At 68.1% G+C, this 14,486-nt stretch carries 19 protein-coding genes; 9 read left to right on the top strand and 10 right to left on the bottom strand.

The genetic code is table 11. From position 1 onward, the window contains the following. Positions 1 to 38: 38 nt before the first annotated feature. Together QHG49_RS19205 and QHG49_RS19200 are read right to left on the bottom strand one after the other, a co-directional pair. Positions 39 to 719: a response regulator transcription factor gene (locus QHG49_RS19205; RefSeq protein ID WP_037653407.1), complete on the bottom strand. Its 681-nt coding sequence runs from the start codon at positions 717 to 719 to the stop codon at positions 39 to 41. Continuing rightward, entirely contained in the window at positions 716 to 2,023 is a 1,308-nt protein-coding gene (locus QHG49_RS19200; RefSeq protein WP_301490484.1) for a cell wall metabolism sensor histidine kinase WalK, read from the bottom strand. Before QHG49_RS19200 ends, QHG49_RS19205 begins: the two co-directional genes overlap by 4 nt. 223 nt (positions 2,024 to 2,246) lie before the next feature. On the opposite strand from QHG49_RS19200, the gene phoU reads away from it, so the two are divergent. Together phoU and QHG49_RS19190 are read left to right on the top strand one after the other, a co-directional pair. Further along, complete coding sequence (gene phoU, locus QHG49_RS19195) at positions 2,247 to 2,936, top strand: phosphate signaling complex protein PhoU (protein WP_145485837.1); 690 nt, start codon at positions 2,247 to 2,249, stop codon at positions 2,934 to 2,936. A 327-nt stretch (positions 2,937 to 3,263) separates the two neighbouring features. Continuing rightward, entirely contained in the window at positions 3,264 to 3,419 is a 156-nt protein-coding gene (locus QHG49_RS19190; protein ID WP_301490483.1) for a hypothetical protein, read from the top strand. A gap of 80 nt (positions 3,420 to 3,499) precedes the next feature. Here the strand turns inward: QHG49_RS19190 and QHG49_RS19185 are convergent, their stop codons facing one another. Continuing rightward, positions 3,500 to 4,009: an ArsI/CadI family heavy metal resistance metalloenzyme gene (locus QHG49_RS19185; protein WP_301490482.1), complete on the bottom strand. Its 510-nt coding sequence runs from the start codon at positions 4,007 to 4,009 to the stop codon at positions 3,500 to 3,502. A 134-nt stretch (positions 4,010 to 4,143) separates the two neighbouring features. On the opposite strand from QHG49_RS19185, the gene QHG49_RS19180 reads away from it, so the two are divergent. The 3 genes from QHG49_RS19180 to QHG49_RS19170 are packed head-to-tail and all read left to right on the top strand — an operon-like array spanning position 4,144 to position 6,072. Then, the gene (locus QHG49_RS19180; protein WP_301490481.1) at positions 4,144 to 4,563 is read left to right on the top strand and encodes a helix-turn-helix transcriptional regulator; all 420 of its coding nucleotides are present in this window, start codon (positions 4,144 to 4,146) and stop codon (positions 4,561 to 4,563) included. Between the two features lie 35 nt (positions 4,564 to 4,598). After that, positions 4,599 to 5,654: an ACR3 family arsenite efflux transporter gene (gene arsB / locus QHG49_RS19175; protein ID WP_301492848.1), complete on the top strand. Its 1,056-nt coding sequence runs from the start codon at positions 4,599 to 4,601 to the stop codon at positions 5,652 to 5,654. Then, a complete protein-coding gene (locus tag QHG49_RS19170) occupies positions 5,647 to 6,072 on the top strand; it encodes an arsenate reductase ArsC (RefSeq protein WP_301490480.1) in 426 nt (141 codons plus the stop codon). Before arsB ends, QHG49_RS19170 begins: the two co-directional genes overlap by 8 nt. On the opposite strand, the gene QHG49_RS19165 is transcribed toward QHG49_RS19170, so the two are convergent. The 3 genes from QHG49_RS19165 to QHG49_RS19155 form a co-directional block, all read right to left on the bottom strand. Further along, positions 6,056 to 6,445: an antibiotic biosynthesis monooxygenase gene (locus tag QHG49_RS19165; RefSeq protein WP_301490479.1), complete on the bottom strand. Its 390-nt coding sequence runs from the start codon at positions 6,443 to 6,445 to the stop codon at positions 6,056 to 6,058. The two genes, QHG49_RS19170 and QHG49_RS19165, sit on opposite strands and share 17 nt — an antisense overlap. An 86-nt stretch (positions 6,446 to 6,531) precedes the next feature. Next, on the bottom strand, positions 6,532 to 6,687 hold the full coding sequence (locus QHG49_RS19160) for a hypothetical protein (protein ID WP_301490478.1): 156 nt from the start codon (positions 6,685 to 6,687) through the stop codon (positions 6,532 to 6,534). Between the two features lie 223 nt (positions 6,688 to 6,910). After that, on the bottom strand, positions 6,911 to 7,042 hold the full coding sequence (locus QHG49_RS19155; protein WP_301490477.1) for a hypothetical protein: 132 nt from the start codon (positions 7,040 to 7,042) through the stop codon (positions 6,911 to 6,913). A gap of 97 nt (positions 7,043 to 7,139) precedes the next feature. On the opposite strand from QHG49_RS19155, the gene QHG49_RS19150 reads away from it, so the two are divergent. Then, positions 7,140 to 7,436 carry a hypothetical protein gene (locus QHG49_RS19150; protein ID WP_301490476.1) on the top strand — a complete coding sequence of 99 codons (297 nt, stop codon included), beginning with the start codon at positions 7,140 to 7,142 and terminating at the stop codon, positions 7,434 to 7,436. Between the two features lie 214 nt (positions 7,437 to 7,650). Here the strand turns inward: QHG49_RS19150 and QHG49_RS19145 are convergent, their stop codons facing one another. The 3 genes from QHG49_RS19145 to QHG49_RS19135 form a co-directional block, all read right to left on the bottom strand. Continuing rightward, on the bottom strand, positions 7,651 to 9,336 hold the full coding sequence (locus QHG49_RS19145) for an ATP-dependent endonuclease (RefSeq protein WP_301490475.1): 1,686 nt from the start codon (positions 9,334 to 9,336) through the stop codon (positions 7,651 to 7,653). Between the two features lie 274 nt (positions 9,337 to 9,610). Further along, complete coding sequence (locus QHG49_RS19140; RefSeq protein ID WP_301490474.1) at positions 9,611 to 9,994, bottom strand: hypothetical protein; 384 nt, start codon at positions 9,992 to 9,994, stop codon at positions 9,611 to 9,613. Beyond that, the gene (locus QHG49_RS19135; protein WP_301490473.1) at positions 9,991 to 10,428 is read right to left on the bottom strand and encodes an ATP-binding protein; all 438 of its coding nucleotides are present in this window, start codon (positions 10,426 to 10,428) and stop codon (positions 9,991 to 9,993) included. The genes QHG49_RS19140 and QHG49_RS19135 overlap by 4 nt, the downstream gene beginning before the upstream one ends. A gap of 214 nt (positions 10,429 to 10,642) precedes the next feature. Here QHG49_RS19135 and QHG49_RS19130 point away from each other — a divergent pair, with 214 nt between their 5' ends. Beyond that, a complete protein-coding gene (locus QHG49_RS19130) occupies positions 10,643 to 10,957 on the top strand; it encodes a putative quinol monooxygenase (RefSeq protein WP_301490472.1) in 315 nt (104 codons plus the stop codon). Beyond that, positions 10,947 to 12,182, top strand: coding sequence for a helix-turn-helix domain-containing protein (locus QHG49_RS19125; protein ID WP_301490470.1), 1,236 nt, complete (start codon positions 10,947 to 10,949; stop codon positions 12,180 to 12,182). Before QHG49_RS19130 ends, QHG49_RS19125 begins: the two co-directional genes overlap by 11 nt. Positions 12,183 to 12,267: 85 nt before the next feature. Here QHG49_RS19125 and QHG49_RS19120 read toward each other — a convergent pair whose 3' ends face one another. Beyond that, the gene (locus QHG49_RS19120; RefSeq protein ID WP_301490468.1) at positions 12,268 to 13,029 is read right to left on the bottom strand and encodes a phosphoglyceromutase; all 762 of its coding nucleotides are present in this window, start codon (positions 13,027 to 13,029) and stop codon (positions 12,268 to 12,270) included. A gap of 165 nt (positions 13,030 to 13,194) precedes the next feature. Between QHG49_RS19120 and QHG49_RS19115 the strand changes: the two genes are divergently transcribed. Continuing rightward, a complete protein-coding gene (locus QHG49_RS19115) occupies positions 13,195 to 14,481 on the top strand; it encodes an MFS transporter (protein ID WP_301490466.1) in 1,287 nt (428 codons plus the stop codon). The last annotated feature ends 5 nt before the right edge of the window (positions 14,482 to 14,486 follow it).

Genomic DNA, 14,486 nt, shown 5'->3' with positions numbered 1-14,486 from the left:
CCGTGGGGGTGCCGCCCTTTCCGCGTCGGGCCTTCGGTCTACGGCTCGAACTTGTAGCCCAGGCCGCGCACCGTCACCAGGTAGCGCGGGGCGCCCGGGTCCGGCTCGATCTTGGCGCGCAGGCGCTTGACGTGGACGTCCAGGGTCTTGGTGTCGCCCACGTAGTCGGCGCCCCAGACCCGGTCGATCAGCTGCATCCGGGTGAGCACCCGGCCGGCGTTGCGCAGCAGCATCTCCAGCAGGTCGAACTCCTTGAGCGGCAGGTCGACCTTGGCGCCGCCGACCGTCACCACGTGCCGGTCGACGTCCATGCGGACCGGACCGGCCTCCAGCGCGGCCGGGGTGACCTCCTCCGGCTCGCCGCGGCGGCGCAGCACCGCGCGGATCCGGGCGACCAGCTCGCGGGAGGAGAAGGGCTTGGTGACGTAGTCGTCGGCTCCTATCTCCAGCCCGACGACCTTGTCGATCTCGCTGTCCTTCGCGGTCACCATGATCACGGGGACGTTCGAGCGGCCGCGCAGCTGGCGGCACACCTCGGTACCGGGCAGGCCCGGCAGCATCAGGTCGAGCAGGACGAGGTCGGCGCCGTTGCGCTCGAACTCGTCGAGGCCGTCGGGGCCGGTGGCCGCCACGGCGACCTCGAAGCCCTCCTTGCGCAGCATGTAGGACAGAGCGTCGGAGAAGGACTCCTCGTCCTCGACGACGAGCACTCGGGTCACGGAAGGACCTCCGGGGAGGGAAGCGGTTCGTACGGGGATGACTCGGTGGGACCGGTCTCGTCGTCGAGGCCGGGGTCCGGGTGCTGGAGCGCGCGGTCACGGGCCGCGCCCGCCTCCGGCAGCCTGAGGGTGAACGTGGAGCCCTGGCCTTCGGCGCTCCAGACCGTGACCTCCCCGCCGTGCGAGGCGACCACGTGCTTGACGATGGCGAGACCCAGACCGGTGCCGCCGGTGGCCCGCGAGCGGGCCGGGTCGACGCGGTAGAAGCGCTCGAAGATGCGCTCCTTGTCCTTGTCCGAGATGCCGATGCCCTGGTCGGTCACGGCCAGCTCGATCATGTCACCACCGGGGGCGCTGACCCGCCGGGCGGCGATGCCCACCCGGGTGCGGGCCGGGGAGTAGTTCACCGCGTTCTCGACCAGGTTGCCGAGGGCGGCGGCCAGCTGGCCCCGGTTTCCCCAGACGTGCAGGTCGGCGGTGCCGCCCGCCCGTCGCCCGCCACCACCCTGATCGAGCCCTTCGGGCACACCCACATTCGTGGCCATGGTGATCTGCTTGGTGCCCGCCTGGTGGCGGCAGCGGTCCACGGCCTCGGCGACCAGCTCGTCCACCTGGACGGGCTCGGCGTCCTCCAGGGGGTCGTCGTTCTGCACCCGGGACAGGTCGATGAGCTCCTGCACCAGGTTGGTCAGCCGGGTCGCCTCGATCTGCATCCGGCCCGCGAAGCGCTCCACGGCCTCGGGGTCGTCGGAGGCGTCCATGACGGCCTCCGACAGCAGGGACAGGGCGCCCACCGGCGTCTTCAGCTCATGGCTCACGTTCGCCACGAAGTCGCGTCGTACGGCCTCGATCCGGCGGGCCTCGGTCAGATCCTCGACCAGCAGCAGGACCAGGCGGGAGCCGAGCGGCGCGACCCGCGCGGAGACGGCGAGCGCCTCGCCGCGTCCGCTGCCGCGCCGGGGCAGATCCAGCTCGACCTGGCGTATCTCACCGTCGCGCCGGGTGTCGCGGGCCATCTGCAGCATGGGCTCGATGGAGAGTTTGCCTCCGCGCACCAGGCCGAGGGCGTAGGCGGCGGAGCTGGCCTTGACGACGGAGTCGGCCTCGTCGAGGACCACTGCGGAGGAGCGGAGCACCGAGAGAACGGTGTCCACTCCGGGCGGGAGTACGGGATCGGTATGCAAAGAAGTCCTGGTCGGTCGCTTCTGGTCGCGTTCGCTCCAGCGGAACGCCAGCATGGCGATGACGCCGGTGAGCACCCCGGCGATCGCTGCCGCTGCGGCGACCGCCGCGTTCACGTCCATGCGTCCAGGTTAGGCATGGGGTACGACATGCCCACAGCCGATCGGGTGCGACCTCGAACACTCGTCGCCCAGAGTTCACCTAGGGGCCAGGGTCGGTTCATTTGGGAAGCCGGAAACGGACGCGTACGGGGCGGAGCGTGGGAGCGTGGGGTTCGCACCGCCGGTTCTGCCGCCGGCCCCCGGACGACGACCCCCGGAAGCACGTATACGAGAGGGAACCCTGATGCGGGACGCGTACCACGAGGAACTGGACTCGATCGGCGACGGTCTGGTGGAGATGGCCCGGCTGGTCGGCTCGGCGATCGGACGCGCCACGACCGCCATGCTGGACGCCGATCTCAAGCTCGCCGAGAGCGTGATCGAGGCGGACCAGAAGGTCGACGAGCTCCAGCACGACCTGGAGGCCCGGGCGATAGCCCTGCTGGCGCGGCAGCAGCCGGTGGCGACGGACCTGCGCATCGTCGTGACGTCGCTGCGCATGTCGGCCGACCTGGAGCGCTCCGGCGACCTCGCCCAGCACGTGGCGAAGCTGACCCGGCTGCGTTTCCCGCAGCGCGCCGTCCCTCAGGACCTGCACGCGACCATCCTGGAGATGGGCCAGCTCGCGCAGCGCCTGATGGCGAAGGCCGCCGAGGTCATCGTGACCAAGGACGTCGACCTCGCGCTCCAGCTGGAGCAGGACGACGACGAGATGGACCTGCTGCACCGCACCCTCTTCCAGCACCTCATCGACGACCGCTGGAAGCACGGCATCGAGACGGCCGTCGACGTCACCCTGCTCGGCCGCTACTACGAGCGCTACGCCGACCACGCGGTCGCCGTCGCGAAGCGGGTGGTGTACCTGGTGACCGGCGAACACGCGGACGAGATCCAGTCGGACATCCAGCCGGTGACGGGGGTGGAGGGGGCGTAGCCCTGGCCGGGCGGGGCGGGGGCCTGCTCCACCTTGGTACCGGGTGGGGGCCCGGTTGCTTGGTACCCGGTGAGGGGCCGGTTGCTTGGCACCGGGTGGGGGACCTTGCTTGGTACCCGGGGGGCCGGTTGCTGGGCGGGCCCACGGGCTCGACGGCCGGACCCCGACGACCGGACCCCGACGACCGGACCCCGACGGCCGAGCGCCAAGTACGGCGCCTCCGTGCGCCGTTGATGCGCCCGGTCGGTTGGGCATGAAATGGGTGAGGGCATGCCTGCCCCGGCAACCAGGCCTAGGCGTCCAGGCCTCGGCGTCCAGGAGGGACCCATGACCGACTCCCCCAGCACCACCCCCGACCCCGCGCAGGAGCGCGAGTCCGAGCAGCCCGCGGAGATCAGGGGGCTGCCGCTGATCGCCGCGTGCGGCTGTGGTTCCGGCTGCGGCTGCGGCTGCCAGTCGGGCGCGCCCTGCCAGTGCGGCTGACGGCAGAGCCGTCGTAGGGCCGGTGCGAACTCCCTTCGCACCGGCCCTTTCCGCGTGCCGTCACAGTCGTACGACCGGATTCAGCCGCAGCAGGCCGACGGCGAGACGGGTGCGGTGGTCCGCGTGGCGCAGCAGCCGTCGGCCTCGGGGTCGGGGTCGGGGTCGGCCTGGGGGTCGGCCTGGGGGTGGGCCTCGGGGTCGGCGCTCCTGCCGAGGGTGTCGGCGTCGGCCTTCACGACGTACACCTCCCACGGCTCCTTGCCGGGGCCGTGCACCCACACCTTGTCCTGGAGGGCGTAGCAGCAGGAGGTGTCGTTCTCCTTGAAGGTGGCCAGGCCGACGTCCTTGAGGCGGGTGGTGGCGGCGCTCACCTGACCGGTGGACTCGACCTCGATGCCCAGGTGGTCCAGCCGGGTCTCCTCCTCGCCGGGGCCGCCCTCGATCAGGACGAGCTTGAGCGGGGGCTCGGTGATGGCGAAGTTGGCGTATCCCTCCCGCCGCTTGGCCGGTTCGGTGCCGAACAGCTTCGAGTAGAAGGCGACCGACGCCTCCAGGTCGGGGACGCGCAGGGCGAGTTGAGCACGGGACATGGCGGGGCTCCCATCCGGTTTCGTTCGACGCCTACGACATCCACGAGACATCCATGACGACATCCACGACGTCTGAATCGATAACTGTCGATGCAAGATTGACGCGCTGTATCGAAGCCTGTCAACATAGACACATGTCGAATCAAGACCTGGTGCTGCTCGACCAGACCGACGGAACCGCTGGAACCCCCGGAACCGCCGGAGCCTCCGACTGCTGCCCCGGACTGCTCACCGCCCCCCTGGACGAGGACCAGGCCGCGGAGCTGGCGAAGGTGTTCAAGGCGCTCGGCGATCCCGTCCGGCTGCGCCTGCTGTCGATGATCGCCTCACGGGCGGGCGGCGAGGTCTGCGTCTGCGACCTGACCCCGGCCTTCGACCTGTCCCAGCCGACGATCTCGCACCATCTGAAGCTGCTGCGCCAGGCCGGTCTGATCGACTGCGAGCGGCGCGGCACCTGGGTCTACTACTGGCTGGTCCCGGAGATGACCGACCGTCTGGCGGCCATCCTGACGCGCCCCACCGGCGCGCCCCTCCTCGACGGCACCACCTCGTGACCGCGCCCGTGACCGCCCTCGCGGCCGAGAGGAACATGGCGGGGCGGCTCTCCTTCGTCGACCGCTACCTGGCGCTGTGGATCCTCGCCGCGATGGCCGCCGGACTCGGCCTCGGCCACCTGGTCCCGGGCCTGGGCGACGCGCTGGCCGAGGTGACCGTGACCGGGGTGTCCCTGCCGATCGCCCTGGGCCTGCTCGTGATGATGTACCCGGTCCTGGCCAAGGTCCGCTACGACCGCCTCGGCACCGTCACCCGCGACCGCCGCCTGCTGCTGCCGTCCCTGCTGCTCAACTGGGTCGTCGGCCCGGCGCTGATGTTCGCGCTTGCGTGGCTGTTCCTGCCGGACCTGCCCGCCTACCGCACCGGTCTGATCATCGTGGGCCTGGCGCGCTGCATCGCCATGGTGATCATCTGGAACGACCTGGCCTGCGGCCACCGCGAGGCCGCCGCCGTCCTGGTCGCCCTGAACTCCGTCTTCCAGGTCATCGCGTTCGCGGCGCTCGGCTGGTTCTACCTGTCCGTGCTCCCCGGCTGGCTGGGCCTGCCCCGGACCGGCCTCGACGTGTCGACATGGCAGATCGCCCGCAGCATCCTCATCTTCCTCGGCATCCCCCTGGCGGCCGGCTACCTCACCCGCCGGATCGGCGAGCGGACCAAGGGCCGCACCTGGTACGAGTCCCGACTCATCCCCCGCATCGGCCCGTTCGCCCTCTACGGCCTCCTCTTCACGATCGTCCTCCTCTTCGCCCTGCAAGGCGACGCCATCACCGCACGCCCCCTGGACGTCGCCCGCATCGCGTTGCCGCTGCTGGTCTACTTCGCCGTCATGTGGGCGGGCTCGATGGCCTTGGCCCGTGCCATCGGCCTGGACTACCCCCGCGCCACGACGCTGGCCTTCACCGCCGCGGGCAACAACTTCGAGCTGGCCATCGCCGTCGCGATCGCCACCTTCGGCGCCTCCTCCGGCCAGGCCCTCGCCGGTGTCGTCGGCCCGCTGATCGAGGTACCGGCCCTGATCGCCCTCGTCCACGTCGCGCTACGCACCCGCCGCTACTTCACCGCCCCCCAGAAAGCCCCCGCCCATGCCTGACCTGCCCTCCACCCCCTCCACCCCTTCCGTCCTCTTCGTCTGCGTCCACAACGCCGGCCGCTCCCAGATGGCCGCCGCCTTCCTCACCCACCTCGCGGGCGACAGCGTCCGGGTCCGCTCGGCCGGCTCCGCCCCCGCCGCCACGGTCAACCCGGCCGTCGTGGCGGCGATGGCGGAGTCGGGCATCGACATCTCGGCCGAGATCCCGAAGGTCCTCACCGTCGAAGCCGTCCAGTCCTCCGCCGTCGTCATCACCATGGGCTGCGGCGACACCTGCCCGGTCTTCCCGGGCAAGCGCTACCTCGACTGGCAGTTGCCGGACCCGGCGGGCCAGGGCGTCGAGGCGGTGCGCCCGATCCGCGACGAGATCGAACGCCGGGTCCGCGACTTGCTCACCGAGCTCACACAGACGTCGTAACGGCGCTTCCGGGACCTACGCCCGCCCGCTTGAACCCGTGACTCCGCTCCACCTTCGCCACATGCAGCGTGTAGCTCTGATACCACTCGGCTCGCCCACGCTCCTGCGCCGCACGGTGCTCGGCGTTGCTCCGCCATTGGGTGAGGGCGTCCGCGTCACGGAAGTACCCGACGGTGATGGACAACCCGCCGGGAGTCTGCGCGTGGTCCGCCCCCAGGTACCCGGGGACCTCCTTCACCAGGTCCTCCATACGCGCGTTGGTCTCGCCGTAGCCGCTCCGGTCCTCGGTCGGGATCGCGGTGAACACGGCGACGTAGTACGGCGGTTCGAAGGCCTCGACAGGCGCGACAGCCACCTCTGATTGATCACTCATGACGTCACTGTGCGTCAGCCCTAGCCCAACGATCCAGGGTCTTTCCCGAACGGGATCCATAGGGGATCCGACTCTTGACCAAAGGGTCACCCCGCGATACGGGTCGCCTGCTCACGGAGTTCCTGGGCCTCCGGCACCCCGTCGTACCGCCGCAGCCGGACCCGCATGTCCTGGAGGGCCGCCTGGACCTTCACCGAGCGGATGCCGTCGGCGCAGTCGAGGAAGCTCCGCCAGGTGGCCATGGCACCGTCCACATCGCCTTGGCGCAGCCGCACGCCACCGAGGTCGGCGAGGACGATGGCGCGGGTGCGGCGGCGGTCGAGGCCGTGGGCGAGGTAGCGGACAGCCAGGTGGCGAGCATGGCCGCGGCCCTTTGCGGGTCACGAGGGACGGAACCGTTCGCCTAGCCGTCATAACCTGGAATTACGCGGTCTCGCCCAGCGCTACTACGCGCACTCCTTCCCGCTAGCCGCCGAGGCCAGCGACCCGGAACTCTCCGTCACCGCACTGCGCGGGCTCGCCGTGCAGTGCGTCGCCCTCGGCCACCGGGCCGAGGGCGTCCAACTCGGTGAAGCCTGCGTGGAGTACGGCCGTCACCTCGACAACCCGCGCGCGGTGCCCTACGGACGAATCCACCCTCGCCAATGCCCGCCGCCCAGAACGACGACCGGCACATGGCACCCAGAATCTGACCATGCCCGAGACGGCCATCGGCAGCGCGGCTGCCGCGGGTAGTGACTGCTGGGCAGCCCACTACTCCCCAGACCGCTGGGCCCACGAATCCAGCATGGTCCTCTCCCATTTCGGTGATCTCGACGCCGCCGACGAGGAGCACCTCCACCTCGCCCTCGACCGGACGGCGCAATCTGGCAGGAAGGGCACTCACCGAGGCCATCGGTCGCGAATTTTCGCCGTCGCCTCCCAACTCATCTACCTCGCTGACTGGATGGCCCAAGACGAGGGCGACGCCCTAGTCGTCCTTGGCGGCTGATGAGCATCCTCGGTTGCCCCAGACACGGCCCAGACTGTCGCACTCAGCTTGAAAACTGCGATCGTTCGCGGCTGAGCAAGGCGCTGATCTCTAACAACGACCAGGTTGCGGCCTCATCAACGACGAGTGCGCCTACCGTGATTCCTCATTGCTCCCCGGTCGTTCTAATGAGGTTGTGGTGCGGGACTTGGCGGGACTCTGCATGCCTGCGCGCCTACTCCTTCAACCGCAGCAGATCGCCAGCAGGATCCCAGATCAGATCAACATCGTCAGGGTATGCATACGACCAAGTCGTGATGAAGGCACGCTGCACGAGGTCTTCGCTTAGGAAGTCAAGATCCTCACCGATTTGAGCGAAGATATTGTGGCGATCGTGGTTTGTGAGCGCGCGCTGCGTTACAACTTCCCGCACCCGTTCCTGCATAAAAGTATCTAGATGCAACGAGATCGCAAGTTTACCTAGGAGGTTGGGGATAGAATCAAACCCTTCAAGGATTCGGTCCATGATGTAAGCTTCCGGTGAATCTTCACCCGGAATGAAAAGTAGATCATCCGAGCTCGGGCTATTTTCATCACTTACAGCCTCGTCAGGCAGATTGAGTTTCTGCGGCGCAAACCCAGATTCGGCCCGCTTATCCCCGTCAAGAAGTGCAATGGCGAAGAAACGTCGGGCAGGGCTCGAATTATGGAATCGAGTGTGATCTCGCGCAGGAGCAGCTCCGCCTAGCTTATGCACTTCTATCCCCGATCGGTCGATTCCATGCTTCTGACAGTAGGCTCGCAGGGTAACGTCTGCCACCATTTCGCCGAATCGGTCCTCTGTGAAAACTACAAGTCGAGCGTTAATCTGCCCCGTCAGAGCACGCAATGACGCTACATCAAGCTTGCCTTGCTTAACCTCTCCACGATAAGCCACCCAGACAGCTTCATTCGGCAGCGGGAACAGGGCGTCGTTGGAGTGTGTAGTAAATATTACTTGGCACGACTTCCTCTTGGCTACCTTAATGAGGTATTCAACGAGGCGTCTAGTGGCTACAGGATGCAGCCCGTTTTCGATCTCTTCGATCAAGATCAAGGCGTTATCTGCGCTTGACTCAATCTGCGAGACGATGCGGATGACACTAGCCTCACCCGCCCCAAAATGAAATTCAGAGTAGCCTGCGCCATCCCCTGAGGGCAAGGAAGCGAAAATCGATAGGTCGCCGCTGCGTGCGCTGACACGGAGGTAGCTTCCGGCGTCCTTTCCGAGAATCGACTCTACCGCTTCAATTACAGGCTCTGTGAGCTGTTCCTCTGAGAACCCCTCGAAGCTACCACCGATGAATTTAGAAAGCTCCTTGCGCTCGCTTGCCGGAAGGGTCCTGCTTACGCCAAAGGTCAGAACGTCCCTCTCAACAGCGTCACGATTCCACTTAGCCTTCAGATAACTGGCAGTTCGGCTGATGGTTGCGCTGCTTTGTTCACGCTTGTCGAGGATTTCGTACTCAACCCTCCAGTTCTTCATGCTGTCGTCATACTTGCCGCTCTTCGCGAAGAACTGTCGAGGTAGGACTTTGCGGTGAATAAGAGCCGCTGCCCCGAGAATTGTTGTCTTCCCTGAACCATTTGGCCCTACGAGCGCAGTTACAGGAAAGTCGAATGTCACTTCTCGATTGGAGAATCCGCGCAGCTTTACCATCCTGAGGCGTCGGAGATACTTGTCATAGGCTTTCTTGTTTACGCGAGACGCGAGTGCTGTGATGTCACTTTTACGGATCTCACTCTTCGCAGACATTCGAACCCCCCAGGGCAGTACCCGGACTTTCAGGCAGTCTAGGACGCCCAAGCCTTGAGTGGGGCTGTCTCTCCGAAACTCGGTGTAGCAGTTTTTGCCTGGAGCTGCTCTGGCGCGTGCGATCATGGCTCCATAACCCCCCGACGTGACGGGCAGCCTGTGGACCTGTCCGACAAACACAGGGTCGGGGCCATGATCTTCGAGTCTCGCGCCAAAGCAGCTCCGTGAAGCTGGGCGCCCCAGCCGCAACGAACCCCTTCTGGCGTCGAGTGGCTGCATGCTGTGACCGCTGCATGGGCGTCGGCCGGGGCCGAGGCAGGGGTGCGGGCCCGGCCAGAGATCGTGCCTGCACTCCGAGGAGCGGAGCGAGTCACCTCAGAGTGGTAGGAGAAGTTGCAACTCACTCCGCGCAGCGCAGCCTGAAGGCATCTGCGCATGACCGGACTTCGGCGTCTTGGCGGGACGCGAGAGGCGGGAAGAGTACTGGGCGGATTGTCCACATGATGCGGGTGTAGGCGTGGGTGATGGTCACCGTGCAGGGTTCGCGGCGCAGTAGTGATCGGCGGGTTTCCAGGCGGCCAGCGTGCAGCCATGTCCATGCCTCGTCGGAAGCGGCCGCGTCGAGGGCCGGAGAGATCGTCCGCAGGGCGACCGCGACCCACCGGTCGGCCTGCCATGCCGAGTACGCGTCGATCGCGGCGAGAAGTGCTGGTCCTCCTCGCGGCCAGCGAAGAGACTCGGTCGAGCACGCGCACCAGTAACCGCGGCGCAGCGTGCTGGTCACGGCAAAAGGCCCTGAGCTCGCACGGGTTGGGGCGTCGGCTCCTGGCAGTGGAGAGGCGCGTCGAGTTCGGCGGTGACGGTGCGGCCGGGGTCGCCGCCTTGGATCCTGACCCGGTCGGCGAGTGCGGCGACCATGCCGAGACCTCGGCCGTGGGTCGATTCGAGAGTCGGACGCTGGACCCGGGGGCTGGTCTCGGACGTGCCGGAGTCGGTCACCTCGATGACGACGGCCAGCGGAGAGACGGTGAGCGCCACATGGAACGTGCCGCCGGAGTTGCCGCTGGCGGTGTGCACGACGGCGTTGGTGCCGAGTTCGGTCACGACCAGCGCGGCGTCCTCGGAGCAGGGGTGGCCGTCCAGCATCGCGCGCGTCCACCTACGGGCGGCATGAAGTTCCTTGGGGTCCCCGGGGAAGCTGCGTCGATGAGTGGGCATGGCGTCCTCCATGGGCGATGACCTGCTGTTCTCCTGGGCAGAGCGACCCGTCGGCAAGAGTGGAGCAGGTGAGCCGTAGAATCAGTACCGGCACCGTACTAAAAGTACGGGTAGCGAGGAGTGCGAACCCGCACTTTTCGTACGGGTGCCGAGATGCATAACGTCGCCCTGAAGCTGGTGGCCGGCGTGGACGCCGACGGAGGAAGGACCTCGTATGTTCGGACTGATGGTGCGCTTCACCTGCAAGGACGATGCGGCCGCGGCCGCGTTCGACGACCTGGTGGAGCGGACGGGTGAGCACATTCGTGCGCACGAGCCCGGAACGGTGATCTACGCCGTGCACCGTGTTGACGGCCGCCCCTTGGAGCGCGTGTTCTACGAGCTCTACCGAGACGAGGACGCCTTCCAGGAGCACGAGGCGAAGGACTATGTCCGTCTCTTCCTCGCCGAGCGGGACCAGTACCTCTCCGACACGGAGGTCGACCGCCTGGACTTCGTCTCCGGCAAGGGCGTGCGCGTTGAGCAGTGACTACGAGCAGGCGCTCGGCCGCAGGATCGCCGCCGGGCGCAAGCGGCGCGGGCTGTCGCAGAAGGAGTTCGCCGCGCTGCTGGGCCGTTCCGAGGCCTGGCTGTCGCAGGTGGAGCGCGGCGTGCGGCGCATCGACCGGATGACCGTATTGGGGAAGGTCGCCGACGTCCTGGGCGTACCGGTGGCGGAACTGGCGGCCGGGGCGCCCCTCATGGCCACGGCAGCCGAAGACACGTCGAGCGGGGCGGACCGCCTGCGCCTGCTGCTCAGTGCCCCGCATGCCCTCAAGGCGCTCGTCGGCCGGGAACGGGATGGCGCGCCCGCGGATGTGACAGCGCTTCGTACGGAGGTCGAGCGGGCCTGGGCGCTTGCCCACCAAGGTGCCTATGCCGACCTGACCGAACTGCTGGAGACACTCGTGCCCCGGCTGGAGTCCGCCGCCCGAGCCACCACCGGAGCGGAACAGGCTGACATCTTCCGGCTGCTCGCCGGCACCTACCAGGCGTTCGGTGCCGCGCTCGCGAACATGGCGGAGCCGGAGGCCGCCTGGGTCGCGATCGACCGTGCCGTGGCTGTCGCCGAGCGGGCCGGTGATCCCCTGCTGATGGCCGCCGGTGCGTTCCGCCTGTCGATCGTCTTCCTCGGTGCGCGTCACTTCGAGCAGGCAGCCTGGGTCTCCGGAAGCGCTGCCGAGGCACTGGTTCCCCTGGACGGAGCCGAGCAGATCGAGGCGGTGGCGCTGCGCGGTGCCCTGACACTGCAACGGGCCCTCGCTGCTTCCAGGTTGAACCTGGCCGAGGATGCGTACACGCACCTCCGCACCGCCCACGACCTGGCCGAACAGGTCGGCGAGGGACGCAACGACTACAACACCGAGTTCGGTCCGGCCAACGTGTCGGTGCACGAGGTGTCCGTCGCAGTCGGCCTCGGAGACGCCGGAATGGCTCTTCGCGCCGCGCGGAAGGCCGATGTATCGGTGCTGTCCGAGGAGCGACAGGCGCGATTCCACCTCGACGTCGCCCGAGCCCACGCCCAGCGTCGGCAAGTGGACGACGCCGTATCAACTCTGTCGGAAGCCAAGGACTTGTCACCCCAGTTGGTGAACACCCTGTCGTCCGTCAAGCAACTCGTGGCAGATCTGCTGCTCATGAGCCAACCACCCTCCGAAGGGCTACGGCGGCTGGCTGCGGAGTTCGGCGTAGATGCTGCCGGAAGCGGGGCCTGAGCGGGGCCCTTGCAAAGTCGGCCCGAGACATGGAAAACGCCCCTCATATGCGTGAACGCACAGGTGAGGGGCGTCATCACGAGAACTACTTCTTCTTGCCCTGGTTCTTGACCGCCTCGATCGCGGCCGCAGCCGCCTCCGGGTCGAGGTACTTGCCGCCCGGGGTGAGGGGCTTGAAGTCGGCGTCGAGGTCGTAGGCGAGGGGGATGCCCGTGGGGATGTTCAGGCCCGCGATGTCGGCGTCGGAGATGCCGTCCAGGTGCTTGACCAGGGCGCGCAGGGAGTTGCCGTGGGCGGCGACGAGGACCGTGCGGCCGGTCAGGAGGTCGGGGACGATCGCGTCGTACCAGTAGGGGAGCATCCGCAGGACGACGTCCTTCAGGCACTCGGTCCTGGGGCGCAGCTCCGGCGGGAGGGTCGCGTAGCGCGCGTCGTCGAACTGGGAGAACTCCGAGTCGTCCGGCAGCGGGGGCGGCGGGGTGTCGTACGAGCGGCGCCAGAGCATGAACTGCTCCTCGCCGAACTCGGCCAGCGTGGCCGCCTTGTCCTTGCCCTGGAGGGCGCCGTAGTGGCGCTCGTTCAGGCGCCAGCTGCGGTGGACCGGGACCCAGTGGCGGTCCGCGGCCTCCAGGGCCAGCTGGGCGGTGCGGATCGCGCGCTTCTGGAGGGACGTGTGGACCACGTCGGGCAGGAGGTCGGCGTCCTTCAGGAGCTCGCCACCGCGGACCGCCTCCTTCTCGCCCTTCTCGTTCAGGTTGACGTCCACCCAGCCGGTGAACAGGTTCTTCGCGTTCCACTCGCTCTCGCCGTGGCGGAGGAGGATCAGCTTGTACGGTGCGTCGGCCATGCCTCAGAGCGTAATCCACGGCCCCCGGGCGCCGACGCGGACGACCGGTGCGCGGGACGCAGAAGGGGGGCGCCAGGGGGACTGTTAATCCGCTGGTCGATGTCAGACCCCCTTAGTAAGTTGTGCGAGCGCCATCAGCCACTTACCACTCCAGGGGGTCCCCTCATGCCCGCCGCCCGTCTCGGACGCGCTGCCCGGGAAGCCGTGTCCGGGCTCCCCCGTGAGTTCTGGTGGCTGTGGACCAGCACCCTCGTCAACCGGCTCGGCGCCTTCGTGGCCACCTTCATGGCCCTCTACCTCACCCTCGACCGCGGCTACTCCGCCTCGTACGCCGGGCTCGTCGCCTCCCTGCACGGGCTGGGCGGGGTCGTGGCCTCGCTCGTGGGCGGGGTGCTGGCCGACCGCGTCGGGCGGCGGCCCACCCTGCTCGTCGCCCAGTCGGCCACCGCCGCCTCCGTCGCGCTGCTCGGGTTCATGACCCACCCGGTCGCCATCGCCGGCGTCGCCTTCCTCGTCGGCATGGCGTCCAACGCCTCCCGGCCGGCCGTGCAGGCGATGATGGCGGACATCGTGCGGCCCGAGGACCGGGTGCGGGCCTTCTCGCTCAACTACTGGGCCATCAACCTCGGGTTCGCCGTCTCCGCCGCGGGCGCCGGATTCATCGCCGAGTTCAGCTATCTCGCCGGTTTTCTGATCGAGGCGGGCATGACGGCCGCCTGCGCGCTCGTCGTCTTCCTGAAGGTGCCCGAGTCCCGGCCCACCGCCCCGGTCCACCAGGACGAGCCCCAGGTCGGCCTCGGTACCGTGCTGCGCGACGGGCGCTACATGGCCGTCGTCGGCCTGTCCTTCCTCGTCGCCCTGATCTTCATGCAGGGCGATGTCGCCCTGCCGGTCGCCATGGGCCGCGCCGGGTTCACGCCCGCCGACTACGGCCTCGCCATCGCCGTCAACGGTGTCCTGATCGTCGCCCTCCAGATCCCCGTCACCCGGTTCATCGAGCACCGCGACCCGCGCACCCTGCTCGTCGTCTCCTCGGTCCTCGCCGGGTACGGCTTCGGGCTCACCGCCTTCGCCGGGTCCGTCGGCGTCTTCATGGCCACCGTCTGCGTGTGGACCCTGGCCGAGATCGTCAACGCGCCGACCCAGACCGGTCTCGTCGTACGCCTCTCCCCCGTCCACGGCCGCGGCCGCTACCAGGGCGTGTACTCCCTGTCCTGGTCCGTCGCCGCCCTGGTCGCGCCCCTGATGTCCGGCCAGGTCATCGACCGGTTCGGGGCGCGGTGGCTGTGGGTCATGTGCGCCGTCCTGGGGATGGTCGCCGGGCTCGGCTACGCCCTGCTGATGCGCGGGCTCGGCGATCGGGGTCGTGAGACGGAAGGCCGTACGGCGGACGGGCCGGTGGTCGTCTCCGCCGCCGGTGACACCGCCCCAGAGCCCACCCCGACCATGTGACGGGG

This window comes from Streptomyces sp. WP-1 (genome assembly GCF_030450125.1).
In the GTDB taxonomy this organism is placed as follows: domain Bacteria; phylum Actinomycetota; class Actinomycetes; order Streptomycetales; family Streptomycetaceae; genus Streptomyces; species Streptomyces incarnatus.
The sequence above is the reverse complement of the archived record's forward strand: the minus strand, read 5'-3'. Positions and strand labels throughout refer to the sequence as shown.

Excerpts from the sequence above, each read along its gene's own strand:
- QHG49_RS19200 (WP_301490484.1), bottom strand. The coding sequence starts at position 2,023 with ATGGACGTGAACGCGGCGGTCGCCGCAGCGGCAGCGATCGCCGGGGTG.
- phoU (WP_145485837.1), top strand. The coding sequence starts at position 2,247 with ATGCGGGACGCGTACCACGAGGAACTGGACTCGATCGGCGACGGTCTG.
- QHG49_RS19190 (WP_301490483.1), top strand. The coding sequence starts at position 3,264 with ATGACCGACTCCCCCAGCACCACCCCCGACCCCGCGCAGGAGCGCGAG.
- QHG49_RS19185 (WP_301490482.1), bottom strand. The coding sequence starts at position 4,009 with ATGTCCCGTGCTCAACTCGCCCTGCGCGTCCCCGACCTGGAGGCGTCG.
- QHG49_RS19180 (WP_301490481.1), top strand. The coding sequence starts at position 4,144 with ATGTCGAATCAAGACCTGGTGCTGCTCGACCAGACCGACGGAACCGCT.
- arsB (WP_301492848.1), top strand. The coding sequence starts at position 4,599 with ATGGCGGGGCGGCTCTCCTTCGTCGACCGCTACCTGGCGCTGTGGATC.
- QHG49_RS19170 (WP_301490480.1), top strand. The coding sequence starts at position 5,647 with ATGCCTGACCTGCCCTCCACCCCCTCCACCCCTTCCGTCCTCTTCGTC.
- QHG49_RS19165 (WP_301490479.1), bottom strand. The coding sequence starts at position 6,445 with ATGAGTGATCAATCAGAGGTGGCTGTCGCGCCTGTCGAGGCCTTCGAA.
- QHG49_RS19160 (WP_301490478.1), bottom strand. The coding sequence starts at position 6,687 with ATGGCCACCTGGCGGAGCTTCCTCGACTGCGCCGACGGCATCCGCTCG.
- QHG49_RS19150 (WP_301490476.1), top strand. The coding sequence starts at position 7,140 with ATGCCCGAGACGGCCATCGGCAGCGCGGCTGCCGCGGGTAGTGACTGC.
- QHG49_RS19145 (WP_301490475.1), bottom strand. The coding sequence starts at position 9,336 with ATGATCGCACGCGCCAGAGCAGCTCCAGGCAAAAACTGCTACACCGAG.
- QHG49_RS19135 (WP_301490473.1), bottom strand. The coding sequence starts at position 10,428 with ATGCCCACTCATCGACGCAGCTTCCCCGGGGACCCCAAGGAACTTCAT.
- QHG49_RS19130 (WP_301490472.1), top strand. The coding sequence starts at position 10,643 with ATGTTCGGACTGATGGTGCGCTTCACCTGCAAGGACGATGCGGCCGCG.
- QHG49_RS19120 (WP_301490468.1), bottom strand. The coding sequence starts at position 13,029 with ATGGCCGACGCACCGTACAAGCTGATCCTCCTCCGCCACGGCGAGAGC.
- QHG49_RS19115 (WP_301490466.1), top strand. The coding sequence starts at position 13,195 with ATGCCCGCCGCCCGTCTCGGACGCGCTGCCCGGGAAGCCGTGTCCGGG.